The sequence below is a fragment of the Vagococcus sp. JNUCC 83 genome (assembly GCF_053667615.1).
In genome coordinates this window covers 1,080,738-1,096,150 of record NZ_CM132204.1, presented here as the reverse complement: position 1 = coordinate 1,096,150, position 15,413 = coordinate 1,080,738, and the positions used below count along the sequence as shown (strand labels likewise).

Here is a 15,413-nt window from a genome sequence, read left to right as displayed (position 1 = left end):
TTTCGATTTATTTGTTAGATGTGAGTCTTCATATAGAATTGAAGAAATAAGCGAGTACTCAAATTGAAGGTTACTTGAGGTTTTGAAATGAAAAAAGTAGAGTTTATTTAGTTTTGTTAAATCATTTTTTATATCACGTAGAGCTTGATAAATATTTTTATTGGCTTTACTTCATATTTTTGATAACGTCTAGTATTAATCATGTTTATGGTAATAAAAAAAATAATTTTATTTTTAATAAAGGTAAAAATAATAAGTCTTTCATAAGTGAGAACCCCTTTCGTATGAACTATAGTTTTAATTTTAGATATCTTATTAGTAGACAGTATAAACTAATTTTCTTAAACTAATCTAAAAGCCAAAATTTGTTTGTATACTATGAAATATGATATATTTAGTAAAACTGTTTTCTTATTGGAGGTATATATGAAAAAAGCATATTTATTTGTTATTTTAAGTGTAGTGGTTTTATTAGTGGGATGTACTAATAAAGCAACTGGCGATAAAGCTGTTTACGGAGAAGTAAAAAAAGCATTATTAGCTAAAATTAATAGTTTTGACGATGAAAAACAAAAGGAAGTAAAAGAAGAGTATGGTTTAGATAAAAAGACATTGGATGAACTACCTTTAGCTATCTACAACGTGGATGGCCGTTATGTTGGCGTGATTGAACCATCGTCTGATGATAAAGAATATTTTTATTACAGTGTAAAAAGGAAAAAAGTTATCACTAAACTCGATGAGCAAATTGGTTCCATTGATTTTGAACATTTAACGCCGGTTTATAGCCAAAATGATTTTAAGTAATACTAGGTAACGTTTTTCTAAAGTAGTAGTAATATAAAATTTAGGAGGGTTTAATGAAGAAAATAATAGGGATTTCAGCAAATGAAATCATTGATTCAGGGGAAACGTTGCACAATTTACCTATTTCATATTTGCCAGCAGGGTATGTTCGTGCAGTTCAAGAAGTAGGTGGAGTACCTCTTGTATTACCACTTGGAAAAGCAGAAGATGTAAAAAGCTATGTCAGTTTAATTGATAAATTAATTTTAACAGGTGGACAAAATGTGACACCATCATTTTATTTAAAGGATGAGAAAGTACTGAATGAACAGTTGTCATTACTTGAACGTGATTTATTTGAGATGGCATTGATAGAAGAAGCCATAAACCAGCAAAAACCAATTTTTGGTGTATGTCGTGGCATGCAATTAATCAATGTTTATTTGGGTGGATCGCTCCACCAAGATTTGAGTTTACGCCAACCAGAGCCAATCGTCCATATGCAAGCTCCTATTGAACGATGGATCCCAACGCATGATGTTTTTCTTGAAAAAGATAGTTTGCTGACACCGATTTATGGTGAACAAGCAATGGTAAATTCTTTTCACTTTCAAAGTGTGAACAAAGTTGGTAAAGACTTAAAAGTAACTGCTAAAAGTGAAGATGGTGTGATTGAGTCTATCGAATCTTCTTCAGATGCTCATAAAATTTTGGGGGTACAATGGCACCCAGATTTTGCATATCAAACCCTAAAACAAGAAAAAGATGTGTTTGATTTTGTGGTGAATTCTTTTTAAGTTTATTTTACTTTTATTGGTTGACAACGACTCGTTTTTTTTTTAAACTAGTAAGTGAATAAATCGTACAGATAACACAAGAATGACTTGTGTCGAGAGAGAGGCGAAATTTATCTTTAGAGATAAGTTTCGTTTTTTTTATGGAAAAATGGAGGGTATTTTATGTCAGAAAAGAAATTTCATGTTAATTTAGCTGTCTTAGCTACAGGTATGATGGCTTTTTCAGGAGTGTTGATTGAAACAGCGATGAATGTGACGTTTCCAACGTTAATGGAAGATTTTAGTATTTCAACGTCTCAAGTTCAGTGGGTGACAACGATTTATCTATTGATGATTTCAATTGTTGTCCCACTATCTTCATATTTAATCAAAAATGTGAGTCGTCGTAAATTGTTCGCGGTTTCAAGCGGACTGTTTTTATTAGGAGTTATTGTTGATGCTATTGCTAGTGGGTTTATTATACTGCTTGCTGGTCGAGTATTTCAGGGGATGGCAACTGGAATTGCATTACCATTAATGTTTAACATTATACTAACCAAAGTGCCGATGGAAAAAAGAGGGATGATGATAGGTATTGGTAATCTGACCACATCTATTGCGCCAGCTATGGGTCCAACATATGGCGGTGTGTTAACGACTCAGTTGGACTGGACTTATATTTACAAATTATTGATTCCTGTTTTAATTATTTCAACACTTGTTGGATTATATGCCATTCCAGAAGAAAATAAATCAGTCAGCGACTCAATTAATGCTAAAGCAGTGTTCTATTTATCAGTGATGTTTACCGGATTATTAATGTTCTTTAGTTATTTGGAGCAACCTTTAGGATGGGTATCTTTAGTTATTGGTTTAATCAGTGCTTGGTTATTTTATCAAACCAACAAAGATAAAACGTTGCTCAATTTAGTGGTTTTTAAAAATAGACGCTTTACGATTTATTTGGCTTCTTTCTTAGTGTATCAAATTTTATTATTAGGTGTCTCATTTGTTTTACCTAACTTTATTCAAATTGTCCAAGGAGTACCTGCTTCTAATGCAGGGATGATGATGTTTCCAGGTGCTTTAGTTGGGGCATTATTTGCGCCAGTTTCTGGAAAAATCCTTGACAAATTAGGATTTAAAAAGCCAATTGGCACCGGTATTTTATTTGCAGTATTAGGCTGGTTGATGTTAATACTGGTCATTCAAACAGGTAATATGGCGTTAATTATTTTATCGCATGTAATATTTATGGTTGGTGTTGGATTGTCATATAGCAATGTAATGACAGTTGGATTATCCTCTATTAAAGAAGACTTACAAGATGATGGTAATGCCATATTTAGTACATTACAACAATTTATGGGTGCTATATCAACATCATTTGTAGCCATCGTCGTTGGTTTATTTCAATCTAGTCAAAGTAATTTTATTAAAGGGACGAGTATTGGATCAAAAGTGGCATTGGTTTGCTTATTTATGTTACTAATTATTAGTAGTTTCTTCGTTATTAAAACATTTAAATTAACATCAGATGAAAATCTTTAGTGAAAACTAGATGTTTTTTTAATGAACCTATTTTATAAAAAAGGAAGTCATAGTATAGAATCATAAAATTTACTACCGTATAATAGACGTGAGGTGAGGATTATGACGATAAATTTCTGGCAAAAAAAAGTAAATGAAGATTTTCGTGATTCTGAAGAAAAACAATTAGAAGAATATAAAAAACAACTAAAAATTTATGGACTAAAAAAAGTAAAAAAAGAGTTGGAACAAATTAGTCAATCAGTTGAAGCGATTGATTATTACTTGTCTGATAATATCTAGTTTTAAATAATTATCCCGTCATTTGTGTTTAAATAATAAATTGTTTTTGTTAATATTGATATAAATGAACAATTAGCTGTCATTTAGCTGGTATTAGAGTATAATATATAAGCATAAATGAAAGGGTGGATATTATTTCAATGAAGGTTGACTGGAAACGAAATATGTATATTGCGTGGATTGGCTGTTTCTTTACTGGAGCTAGTTACAGTTTAGTCATGCCGTTTATTTCAATATACATTGAACAACTAGGTGCACCAAGTAATAAAGTGGAGTTTTATGCGGGTTTATCAATTAGTTTGACGGCGTTATCAGCCGCCATGGTTGCACCGCTATGGGGAAGTTTGGCTGATAGAAAAGGGCGTAAAATAATGATGATCCGTGCAGCAGCTGGAATGACAATTACGATGGGGTCTCTAGCTTTTGTTCCAAATGTGTTTTGGTTATTATTTATGAGATTTTGTAATGGTCTGTTGTCTGGATATGTTCCAAATGCGACAGCAATGATTGCCTCTCAAGCACCAAAAGATAAAAGTGGTATGGCTTTAGGAACATTAGCAACTGGTGCAGTAGCCGGGAGTTTGATTGGGCCATCACTCGGTGGTTTTTTAGCTGAAACTGTCGGGATTAAAAATGTGTTTTTAGTGACAGGAAGTATTTTATTTGTGACCACGTTATTGACAATCTTTTTTATTCATGAAGACTTTGAACCTGTAGAAAAGAAAGATATGATGTCAACAAGAGAAGTATTTAAAACAGTCAAACAACCAAAAGTGTTAATTGGGCTATTTATTACAACAGCAATTATTCAAATTGGCATGACAAGCATTAGTCCAATTTTAACTCTTTATGTTAGACAATTAGGTGGTAAAACGGGCAACATTTTATTTGTGAGTGGGTTGATTGTATCGGTTGCAGGGGTATCTGAGTTTTTCTCAGCTCCATTTTTAGGAAAACTTGGGGACCGAATTGGAAGTCAGTATGTTCTATTAGGTGGGTTGATTTTGTCTTTTTTATTCATCTTTCCAATGTCTCTAGTGCAGTCGCCGTTTCAATTAGGTGTGTGCCGTTTTCTTCTAGGGTTTTCAACTGGTGCACTGATGCCATCAGTTAACACCTTGATTAGTAAAATTACACCAATGAATGGTGTTGGCCGTATTTTTAGCTTTAATCAAATGTTTACGAGTTTAGGTCAAGTGGCAGGTCCAATGGTAGGCTCACTTGTCGCTAACGGATTTGGCTACCGGTCAGTATTTGTAGCAACAAGTATGCTGATTTTGATGAATATCACGATTAGTTTTTTTAACTTTAAACACCAGTTATCCCTTCGTGAGTTAATCAATGAATTTAAACACTAAATAAAAAACATGTAAGAGAAAATATCTCCTACATGTTTTTATTTTTTAGCTTTTGTTTGATCGCTTGGTGCTGCGGCTTCACCAATAAGCATGACAATGGCACAAGCGATTAAAGATACAATCACCGTTCCAGTGAAGTTATAATCAGAGACACCATGAAGTGCTCCACCAATATAACTAACGACTTGTCCTAATAAAATTGCCCAAATAAACACAACAATTCTTCCCATGTCTAATGCACCTCTTTTCAAAAATTAGTTTACCAATCTTTGCTTTAAAAGTAAAGGATTCACTGAGTTATTTATGAAGTGAGAATCGATTATTATGGTATACTGATTATAGAATATTAATGGAGGGGTTTCATGGATTTGGGACAATTACAAGTTAGAACAGAGTATTCATTATTATCCAGTACCAATCGCATTCAAGAACTTGTAGCTAAAGCAAAAGAACGTGGTTACACAAGTTTAGCGATTACAGATATTGATACCCTTCATGGTGTCGTTTTATTTTATCAGGAATGTCTTAAACAAGGGATAAAACCAATTATTGGAATGACCCTTTCATATAGAACCAAGGAGCAACTGTCAGCTCAAGTCATTTTGATCGCAAAAAATATATCTGGCTACCATCAGTTAATGAAAATAGCCACAAAAAAAGCGATGTCAGATAGAAATAATGATTTATCTCTTGAAGAGGTCTTTGACTATTTTCAAGATTTAATAGTGATACTACCATGGCAATCTAATGAGTTATACCAGCTACAACGAACAGTTGGCAGAGAACAAATGGAAGAACGAACGGTTGAGTTGTTAAAAACCTTTGAAAAGTGTCATGTTTATGGTGGCATAAACATTTTAAAAACAAAAGAGGAAGAATTAGAGTATTGGCGTTATTATTATAAAAAATACAACTTACCGATTGTTCCGTTACAAGATGTACGCTACTTAAATCCAAGTGATGATTTTTCTGTTAGCGTGTTAGAGCATATTGAGAGTGGAAATGTTATTTCACTTGATTTTGAGCAGTTATCAGGTGATTATTACTTGCCTGAATTAACAGATTTTAAAACATGGTATGAGGACAAACAGCTGGAAGAAGCTTTATTAAACAGCCAACAACTGGTTGAGATGGTGGAATTAGAGATTCCTCTTCATCAAAAATTATTGCCAAGTTTTCCTGTCCCAAAAGAAGAAACAGCAGAGACTTATTTGCGCCAGCTATGTCAAAAAGGACTAGATTTTCGTTTGAATGGTCAGATGAATCAAGAATATCAAGACAGATTGGATATGGAACTTGGTGTGATTCATGAGATGGGGTACGATGATTATTTCTTGATTGTATGGGATGTTATGAAATACGCAAGAGATCATCACATTGTGACAGCGTGTCGAGGATCAGCGGCAGGCTCTCTTGTGTCTTATGTCTTGCAGATAACCAACGTGGATCCAATAGAGTACCAGCTGCTGTTTGAACGTTTTTTAAATAAAGAGCGTTACACTATGCCAGATATTGATATGGATCTTCCTGACAATCGCAGAGAAGAGTTATTGCAGTATGTTAACAACAAGTATGGTGAAAATCGTGTGGCCCAAATTGCAACATTTGGAACACTGGCGGCAAAAATGGCAGTAAGGGATGTGTCACGAGTGTTTGGTTTATCACAAAATGAAGCAAACAGATGGGCCAATGCCATTCCAAAAGATTTAAAAATTACATTAGATGCTGCTTATGACAAATCAAAAACATTGCGAGAATTAGTAGCACATTCTTATAAAAATAAATTATTATTTGATACAGCTAGACGTATTGAAGGGTTACCTAGGCATGTGTCGACCCATGCAGCAGGTGTGGTGATTAGCGATCAGGATTTGACAAACTTAATTCCTTTGCAAGAAGGAAATAACGGGATTCCTTTAACACAATTTGCGATGGGAGAAGTTGAAGAAATTGGCCTATTAAAAATGGACTTTTTAGGTCTTAGAAATTTATCTATTATTGGTAATGCGTTAACGTCAATAGAATACCAAACGGGTAAACAATTATCTCTTGAAGATATCCCGCTAGATGATGAAAAAACACTTGACTTATTTAGACAAGGGAAAACTGTTGGAGTGTTTCAGTTTGAGTCAAAAGGGATAAAAAATGTGTTAAGAAAACTAGGACCAACTTCTATTGAGGATATTGCGTCTGTCAATGCGTTATATCGACCAGGCCCAATGGAAAATATAGATGCTTTTGTGCGACGTAAAAAAGGACAAGGGCCAATCATTTATCCGCATGAAAGTTTGAAGCCAATTCTACACTACACGTATGGCATTATTGTTTACCAAGAACAAGTTATGCAAGTAGCTTCTAAGATGGCAGGGTTTAGTTTAGGAGAAGCAGACATTTTGCGTCGAGCTATCAGCAAGAAAAGTAAAGATGTCATCGATACTGAAAGAAAGCATTTTGTGGAAGGTGCCTTAACACAAGGATATACAGAAGAAGTAGCGACAACAGTCTATGATTACATTGAGCGTTTTGCCAATTATGGTTTTAACCGTTCGCATGCCGTGGTTTATTCTGTTATAGCCTATCAAATGGCTTATTTGAAAGTGCATTATCCAACAGCCTTTTATCAAGCCATTTTGCATTCTGTTAAAAATAATCCAACAAAGATGAATGAATATGTCGTCGAAGCCAAGGATTCAGGTTTAGTATTGACACCTCCTGACATCAATAAAAGTGAGTATAGTTTTACTTTTAATAAAGGAGCGATTATCTATGGACTATCATCAGTTAAAGGCATTCGCAAAGATTTTATTCAACATATTTTAACTGTTAGAAAAGAAGATGGCCCTTTTAAGTCAATGGAAAATTTTTTAATTCGGATCAATGGAAAATGGTTGAAACAAGCAAATATTTTACCTTTGATTTATATTGGGGCATTTGATCGTTTGCATCAAAATCGAAAACAATTGATTGTAGATTTGGATAGTATGATACAAAATATAGAATATAGTGGTGGTAGCGTAGATTTGTTAGATATGTTAACCTTAAAGAAGGAAACATGTACAGATTTTACAGTTGAAGAAAAATTAGAACAAGAAGTTGAATACTTAGGGACGTATGTTTCTGCGCATCCAGTAGACTCTTATGTCAATAAATTAGTTAATTTACCAATCACTAAATCATCTGAGTTGTCACCTAATCAAGTCGTTCATGTGGTGATGTATTCGTCTACAATAAAAAAAATACGAACCAAAAAAGGCGAGTCAATGGCCTTTTTAGAAGGAACAGACCAATTGGGAAAACTGTCTGTGACGTTATTTCCAACTATATATAGAACGGCTCAGTCAATTTTAAGGGAACATGAAGTTTATGTCATCAGTGGTAAAGTAGAAAAAAGTAAGTACAATCAAGAACTACAGATCATAGCAAATGATATTCGATTAGCAAAAGATGTAAAGCCAACAATGAAATGTTTCATAAATATAACAGAAGAAAATGACACAAATAAATTGTTAGCAGATTTACAAAGTATATTTTTAGCCTATCCAGGAGAGCATCCTGTTATTCTCATATTTCGTCACAAACAGCGAAATACTTTGATAGATAAGCGATACTGGGTAAATGATACACCAGAATTAATTGATAATATCAGTTCTTTATTAGGTGAAGGAATGATCATATTCAAGTGAAATGTTTCTTAAAAAAACATTAGAGGACAAAATGTATTTTCAATTTTTTTTCAATTTTTATAGGATAGGCAAAGACATTTAACAAAAATAATGGTAGAATAGTCTTTGGATTTAAGTATTTTTTACATAATAAAAAATACAAAAGTAAGTACAACTTAGTAAAGGTGGTTATAACTATGAAACGCATCGCTATTTTGACGAGTGGTGGAGATGCACCTGGAATGAATGCAGCTATCCGTGCGGTAACGCGTAAAGCCATTTATGAAGGTATGGAAGTTTATGGTATAAACTATGGGTTTGCTGGTTTAGTCGCTGGTGATATCCGTAAATTAGATGTTCCTGATGTCGGTGATATCATTCAACGTGGGGGAACAGTGTTGTATTCAGCACGTTATCCTGAATTTTCAACAGAAGAAGGACAACTAAAAGGTATCGAGCAGTTAAAGAAATTTGGTATTGAAGGATTAGTTGTGATTGGTGGAGACGGAAGTTACCACGGCGCCTTAGCTTTAACTAAGCGTGGATTCCCAGCTATTGGTATTCCTGGAACAATCGATAATGATATTCCGATGACAGACTATACTATTGGGTTTGATACGGCGATTAACACGGTATTAGATGCGATGGACAAAATTCGTGACACAGCAACATCACACGTTCGTACATTTATTATTGAGGTAATGGGGCGTGACGCTGGAGACATCGCTTTATGGGCTGGTGTTGCCGGTGGAGCAGATGACATTATTATTCCTGAGCATGATTTTGATATGGCGCAAGTTGCTCAAAAAATTCGTGAAGGTCGCGATCGTGGTAAAAAACATTGTTTAATTGTTTTAGCAGAAGGTGTGATGTCAGGTCACAAATTTGCTGATCAATTAGCTGAGTATGGTGATTTCCATGCCCGTGTGTCTGTATTAGGACATGTGGTTCGTGGTGGAGCACCATCTGCACGTGACCGTGTATTAGCAAGTAAATTTGGTGGATTTGCCGTTGATTTGCTTAAAAATGGTCAAGGTGGTCTATGTATTGGATCATTAAACAATGAAGTTGTAGCCAATGATATTGTTGAAACATTAGAACAAAAGAAACATCAGCCAGACTTGAGTTTGTATGATTTAAATCATCAAATCTCATTCTAATATAAATAAAAAATACTAAGGAGCGTTTTTTACATGAAAAAAACAAAAATTGTTTGTACAATCGGTCCAGCAAGTGAATCTTTAGACACATTAGTTGAATTAATGAATTCAGGGATGAACGTTGCTCGTTTAAACTTCTCACATGGAGATTTTGAAGAACATGGTGCACGTATTAAAAATATCCGTGAAGCAGCAAAAATTACTGGTAAAACAATTGCGATTTTACTAGATACAAAAGGTCCAGAAATTCGTACGCATAATATGAAAGATGGTATCGTTGAATTAACTACTGGGGATATTGTTCGTATTGCTATGAGCGAAGTAGAAGGAACAAAAGAAAAATTCTCAATTACTTATCCAGGTTTAATTGATGATGTTCATGTAGGAAGCCACATCCTTTTAGATGATGGTTTAATTGATTTAGAAGTCATTGAAATTGATTCAGTTAACAAAGAAATCGTCACAAAAGTATTAAACGAAGGTGTATTGAAAAATAAAAAAGGCGTTAACGTACCGAACGTAAGTATTAACTTACCTGGTATTACTGAAAAAGATGCGGCCGATATTCGTTTTGGTATTGAAAATGACGTTGATTTCATCGCTGCAAGTTTCGTTCGTCGTCCAAGTGATGTCTTAGAAATTACTGAAATTTTAGAACAAAACAACGCAACACATATTCAAATTATTTCTAAAATTGAAAACCAAGAAGGTATTGATAACTTAGATGATATCTTAAAAGTATCTAGTGGTTTAATGGTCGCTCGTGGTGATATGGGTGTTGAAATTCCAACTGAAAATGTTCCAGTTGTACAAAAAGAAATGATTAGAAAATGTAATGCTTTAGGTAAACCAGTCATTACAGCAACACAAATGTTAGATTCTATGCAAAAAAATCCTCGTCCAACTCGTGCGGAAGCAAGTGACGTGGCTAATGCTATTTACGATGGAACTGACGCTGTTATGTTATCAGGTGAAACTGCTGCTGGAGAATACCCAATCGAAGCAGTGAAAACAATGAGAAACATTGCTGTACGTACAGAAGCTGATTTAACAGATCGTGATGCTTATGCTCTTAAATTACATAGAAAAACTGATATGACAGAATCAATCGGTCAAGCAGTTGGACATACAGCTAAGAACTTAGATATTCAAACAATTGTTGCAGCGACTGAATCAGGACATACTGCACGTATGATTTCTAAATATCGTCCAAAAGCACACATTATTGCAGCAACATTTACAGATCGTGTTGCTAGAAGTTTAGCGTTAAACTGGGGTGTATTCCCAATAGTAACATCTAAACCAGATTCTACAGATGATATGTTTGTTCTTGCAACTAAAATCGCTAAAGAAACAGGATTCTCTAAAGATGGTGATTTAATTATCATTACTGCAGGGGCTCCAATTGGTGAAAAAGGAACAACTAACTTGATGAAAATTCAATTAATTGGTTCTAAATTATGTGCAGGCCAAGGAATTGGTGACACAGCTGTTTCAGCAAAAGCTATTGTAGCAACATCAGCTGATGAAGCAAACAAAGCAATGGAAGATGGTGCCATCTTAGTTGTGAAAACAACAGATAAAGATTACATGCCAGCTATTTCAAAAGCTTCAGCTATCGTAGTTGAAGATGGTGGTTTAACAAGTCACGCAGCAGTTGTTGCAATTGCTGAAAATATTCCAGTGGTTGTTGGTGTTGAAAATGCTACTTCAGTTATCTCAAATGGAACAATCCTAACTATTGATCCACGTCAAGGATACATCTATGAAGGCGAAACAACTATTTAATTAACAAAATGAAATGATTTATTACAATAAGGGTGGGAGTTGTTGACTCCTACCCTTTATTTGCATTTATTTGTTTAAAAGAAGGTTAAAAAAATATTTTGAAAAACTATGGCTTTTTTTTAGAGCGATAGTGTAGAATAGTCTAGATTAGACTTATAGGGAAGGAGAAAAAAGAGATGATAAATAAAAAAAGTATGATGTATCTAGCTATATCTAATTTATTTTTAGTCTTTCTAGGGGCTGGATTAGTTATTCCAGTGATGCCGATGTTAAAAGAGGATATGCACTTATCTGGTTCAACGATGGGATTGATGATTTCTGTTTTTGCTGTGTTACAATTAATCGTTTCACCGATTGCCGGTAGTTTGTCTGATAAAGTCGGACGAAAGTTGATTATTGCTATTGGTATGTTGATATTTGCTATCTCAGAACTTATTTTTGGTTTGGGACAAGTAGTTAGTTGGCTCTACATATCACGAGGATTAGGTGGTATTGCTGCTGCTTTAATTATGCCTTCAGTTACAGCCTATGTAGCAGACGTTACATCTTTTGAAGAGCGTCCCAAAGCGATGGGATTAGTTTCCGCTGCGATTAGTGGTGGGTTTATTATTGGTCCAGGAGTTGGTGGCTTTTTAGCGAATTTTGGGATGAGAGTGCCATTTTTTGCTGCAGCATTTTTAGCGTTTGTGGGATTTATTATGACGATGCTTATATTAAAAGAGCCTGAAAAACAATTAGTTCATGGGCAAATAGCAGAGAAAGGCTCTGTAATGGATATTTTGAAAGATCCAATTTTTACATTCCCGTTTGTGGTTATTTTGATTTCATCATTTGGGTTGCAATCGTTTGAGTCGATCTATAGCATCATGGCGACCATCAATTTTAATTTTACGACGTCTGAAATTGCTGCGATTATCACAGTCAGTGGCGTATTGGCGCTAATTTGTCAGGTTGTCTTTTTCGATGGAATAATTAAGCGAATTGGCGAAGTTGGTTTAATTAGAGTGTCATTTTTTGCGAGCGCTATATTTGTTGGTGTTATTGCTTTTACAGATAGTAAGTGGGTTGTTGTTTTGTCAACGTTTGTGGTCTTTTTAGCGTTTGACTTATTGCGACCAGGTATTACAACTTACTTGTCTAAACACGCTGGAGATAGACAAGGGACAGTCAATGGCTTAAACTCAACATTCACCAGTTTTGGAAATATTTTAGGGCCAATGGCTTCTGGTATGTTATTTGATATTAATCATTTTTACCCATATTATGTGTCAGCAATCGTGTTACTTTTGACAAGTTTCTTGTCTTTAATGTGGAAAAAAGAATTACCAGAAAAATAAGAGATAATTGAGCAATGACTCAGTTATCTCTTTTGTTGTTTATAATTTGATTGATTCTATCAATTGATTGTTTGTTTTGTATCAATATGGTGATAAAAATAATTACATAAATGACGAAAAAAATGATAAAGGTAAGAATGACTTCTTTAATGGTATAAACAGAAAGCGTTAAGTAATTAGTTGTCACAACAGTCATAAATGTTAGGACAAAATGAAGAGGGAAAAGAGAATAATTAGAGAGTTTATTGCTTTCAAAAAGTAATGTATACCATGAGATTAGTATGCTCATTATCCAATACTGGATTACTTCATATCTGGAAATGGTAGTTGGATTATCTAAAAAGAGTTTGGTCATTAAATAAAAAAATGAGCCAAATCCTAAGCCGATAAACGCTAGATTAATGAGTTTTTTTAGTTGTTTAGTCATGGTTTAATAACCTCTCTTTCACTTTTTTCCAATACCTTCTACTAATAGTTAATGACTCACCATTAATCAGTTGAACACTCATATTACCAGACAAACTATTGTCAATGTGGTGAATCGAGTTTAAATTAATTATAGAATAACGGGAAATTCTTTCAAAATGATGCTTTGGTAATTCTGCTTCAAGTTGCGAAAGACTTTTTCGATAAGTTAAGGATCGATCATTTAAATGAATAGTACAAAAGTCACCTAATACATCAATAAAGAGAATATTTTTGGTATCAACGGTATAGTATCGACCTTCAGAAGAAATGATTAACTGTTGCCGATTGAATTGCCTAATATAATGCTTTAATTGTTTGATATTGTCTGAGTGTTCAGCAGATTCAATTTGAATATTAATATCTTCTTTTGAAAGTTGTTTATTTTGTTTGAAAAAAATATGCACAACAGTTAATTCCTTTCAGATAGAGTAGTTGTTAAAATATATTTACGCATTAAGAATATCATACTAAGGCAGATAAAAGAAAATAAGAAAAGTACAGTAATATTTAATTGGGTAGAGTTTAATGGTGTTTTCCAATCAAAATTTAAACCCAGAAATTTTTCAAGAAAAAGTGATTGATCTTTTGATAAACTGTTTAGTAAAGGGCTCATCAAGGTGTATCTAAACATACTAGACGAGTAAGACAAGGGGAAGAGGCGAATGATATTTTTAGCTGAATCACTTAAAGTGCCTATTGGAATGTATGCCCCTGTCAAAAAACCTGATAGTGCCCCCATGATACTACCGATTGTTCTTAGTGTTGCTTCATTTTTGATAAATGCACAAATCATTAAATTAAAGCTTGTCGAAGTGAGTGACGTTATCAACATGATTGGAAAAAGTGATAAGTATTGATTAATAGTTAAATTTAAAGGTTCGCCAATTATTAGAAAAAATATTATAACAAACAAGAACACAATGCTTTGCATGATGAGTGAAACAATAAATGAGCTGATGAAATAACCATTTAGTAGATTAGTAGCTGAAATATCTGTCATTGTGAAATCAATTAATTTATTAGAGGATTTGTCTTGAGTGAACTGACCAATGGCAGAAAAAGAGGTAGTCAATGAAGTCACTGTTAATAAAGCACCTAGCATCCACAGATTGATTAAAGTTGTCGAAGATGTGATATCTTGGAATTGAGAGACAATATTTTGTTTGATGAATAGTAAGTAAAGGAAAAATACAATAAGGGATCCCAGTAAAGAAAAAAACATATTAATTGGATTAATTAAGTATAAGTAAATACTTCTCTTAGCAATAGCCTTCATATTTATACCTCTTTCGTTAGTTGAATGAACACTTCTGAGAGTGTAATGGGTTGAAATGAAAAATCAAGTATTTGATTGTGATATTTATTTAGTAATAGGATAGCTTCATCATAATTTTTTACAGGGATACCAATACCTTTATATTTATCTATTTGATAGTTTTTAAATTCTAGAGTGTTTAAAAAAGAAGAGTTGGAAGAGGGAACCACCCATAATAATTGTTCTCCATACGTCTTTTTTAAAGTATTAGCAGAGCCCTGTGCAATGAGTTGTCCTTTTTGTAAAATATAAATATTATCTGCATATTCAGCTTCTTCTAAATAGTGAGTAGTTAAAAAAATAGCAAGATTTTTTGTTTGTTGTAACTCTTTTAGCAGTTGCCATATTTCTATTCTAGATTGTGCATCTAGACCAGTAGTAGGTTCATCTAAAAATATTAAAGTAGGGTGATTGATTAGTGCTCTGGTAATATCAACTTTACGTTTCATACCACCTGATAAATCACCATATCGTTTATGAGCAAATTGATTAACACCTGTTTGAGACATTAAGTTTTCAAGATCTTGGGTTGTAATGTGTTTGTACATAGAAGCTCTAGTGGTTAGGTTTTGCCAAACAGTTAGTTTATTATCTAAGATACTGTTTTGAAAAACGATACCAATGTCTTTACTATAGGATTCATTATAGTCGATTTTGCCGGATGTTGGTTGTTGGATACCCGTTAATAAACTGATTGTGGTAGATTTTCCAGCCCCGTTTGTTCCTAAAAATGCTGTTAGTTGTCCTGCATAGATATCCATCGATAAGTTGTCTAGGGCAGTAAAATTTCCATATTTTTTTGTTAAGTTTGATACTTCAATAAGTTTCATAATTATCATCACCTCTAGGACGTATAATAAAATAGGGAGACTAAAAAGAAAATGTTTTTAAGATAAAAGGTCGAAAGAATCAGATAAGTGGTTTGCTATT

The 15,413-nt window shown here is 33.7% G+C and carries 14 protein-coding genes; 9 read left to right on the top strand and 5 right to left on the bottom strand.

The features are described from left to right. Positions 1–426: 426 nt before the first annotated feature. The 5 genes from JNUCC83_RS05190 (at position 427) to JNUCC83_RS05170 (ending at position 4,753) form a co-directional block, all read left to right on the top strand. Positions 427–807 (top strand): hypothetical protein, encoded by a 381-nt coding sequence (locus JNUCC83_RS05190; protein ID WP_454461155.1) that lies wholly within the window; start codon positions 427–429, stop codon positions 805–807. Between the two features lie 53 nt (positions 808–860). Beyond that, positions 861–1,583 carry a gamma-glutamyl-gamma-aminobutyrate hydrolase family protein gene (locus JNUCC83_RS05185; RefSeq protein WP_454461154.1) on the top strand — a complete coding sequence of 241 codons (723 nt, stop codon included), beginning with the start codon at positions 861–863 and terminating at the stop codon, positions 1,581–1,583. Between the two features lie 162 nt (positions 1,584–1,745). Further along, on the top strand, positions 1,746–3,113 hold the full coding sequence (locus tag JNUCC83_RS05180) for an MFS transporter (RefSeq protein ID WP_454461153.1): 1,368 nt from the start codon (positions 1,746–1,748) through the stop codon (positions 3,111–3,113). Between the two features lie 102 nt (positions 3,114–3,215). Further along, positions 3,216–3,395, top strand: coding sequence for a hypothetical protein (locus JNUCC83_RS05175; RefSeq protein WP_454461152.1), 180 nt, complete (start codon positions 3,216–3,218; stop codon positions 3,393–3,395). Positions 3,396–3,535: 140 nt separating this feature from the next. Beyond that, positions 3,536–4,753 (top strand): multidrug efflux MFS transporter, encoded by a 1,218-nt coding sequence (locus JNUCC83_RS05170; RefSeq protein WP_454461151.1) that lies wholly within the window; start codon positions 3,536–3,538, stop codon positions 4,751–4,753. A 38-nt stretch (positions 4,754–4,791) separates the two neighbouring features. On the opposite strand, the gene JNUCC83_RS05165 is transcribed toward JNUCC83_RS05170, so the two are convergent. Next, positions 4,792–4,983, bottom strand: a complete 192-nt coding sequence (locus JNUCC83_RS05165) for a YjzD family protein (RefSeq protein WP_454461150.1) — start codon at positions 4,981–4,983, stop codon at positions 4,792–4,794. A gap of 132 nt (positions 4,984–5,115) precedes the next feature. On the opposite strand from JNUCC83_RS05165, the gene dnaE reads away from it, so the two are divergent. The 4 genes from dnaE to JNUCC83_RS05145 all read left to right on the top strand — a co-directional run bounded on the left by dnaE (position 5,116) and on the right by JNUCC83_RS05145 (position 12,700). Continuing rightward, a complete protein-coding gene (gene dnaE, locus JNUCC83_RS05160; protein ID WP_454461149.1) occupies positions 5,116–8,436 on the top strand; it encodes a DNA polymerase III subunit alpha in 3,321 nt (1,106 codons plus the stop codon). A 176-nt stretch (positions 8,437–8,612) separates the two neighbouring features. Beyond that, positions 8,613–9,575: a 6-phosphofructokinase gene (gene pfkA / locus JNUCC83_RS05155; RefSeq protein WP_454461148.1), complete on the top strand. Its 963-nt coding sequence runs from the start codon at positions 8,613–8,615 to the stop codon at positions 9,573–9,575. Positions 9,576–9,608: 33 nt separating this feature from the next. Next, complete coding sequence (pyk, locus tag JNUCC83_RS05150; RefSeq protein ID WP_454461147.1) at positions 9,609–11,363, top strand: pyruvate kinase; 1,755 nt, start codon at positions 9,609–9,611, stop codon at positions 11,361–11,363. A gap of 176 nt (positions 11,364–11,539) precedes the next feature. After that, the gene (locus JNUCC83_RS05145) at positions 11,540–12,700 is read left to right on the top strand and encodes an MFS transporter (protein WP_454461146.1); all 1,161 of its coding nucleotides are present in this window, start codon (positions 11,540–11,542) and stop codon (positions 12,698–12,700) included. A 19-nt stretch (positions 12,701–12,719) separates the two neighbouring features. Here JNUCC83_RS05145 and JNUCC83_RS05140 read toward each other — a convergent pair whose 3' ends face one another. The 4 genes from JNUCC83_RS05140 to JNUCC83_RS05125 are packed head-to-tail and all read right to left on the bottom strand — an operon-like array spanning position 12,720 to position 15,313. Beyond that, entirely contained in the window at positions 12,720–13,127 is a 408-nt protein-coding gene (locus tag JNUCC83_RS05140; protein WP_454461145.1) for a DUF3021 family protein, read from the bottom strand. Continuing rightward, entirely contained in the window at positions 13,120–13,572 is a 453-nt protein-coding gene (locus JNUCC83_RS05135) for a LytR/AlgR family response regulator transcription factor (RefSeq protein ID WP_454461144.1), read from the bottom strand. The genes JNUCC83_RS05140 and JNUCC83_RS05135 overlap by 8 nt, the downstream gene beginning before the upstream one ends. 5 nt (positions 13,573–13,577) lie before the next feature. Further along, positions 13,578–14,444 carry an ABC transporter permease gene (locus JNUCC83_RS05130; protein WP_454461143.1) on the bottom strand — a complete coding sequence of 289 codons (867 nt, stop codon included), beginning with the start codon at positions 14,442–14,444 and terminating at the stop codon, positions 13,578–13,580. 2 nt (positions 14,445–14,446) lie between these two features. After that, complete coding sequence (locus JNUCC83_RS05125) at positions 14,447–15,313, bottom strand: ABC transporter ATP-binding protein (RefSeq protein ID WP_454461142.1); 867 nt, start codon at positions 15,311–15,313, stop codon at positions 14,447–14,449. Positions 15,314–15,413: the final 100 nt, after the last annotated feature.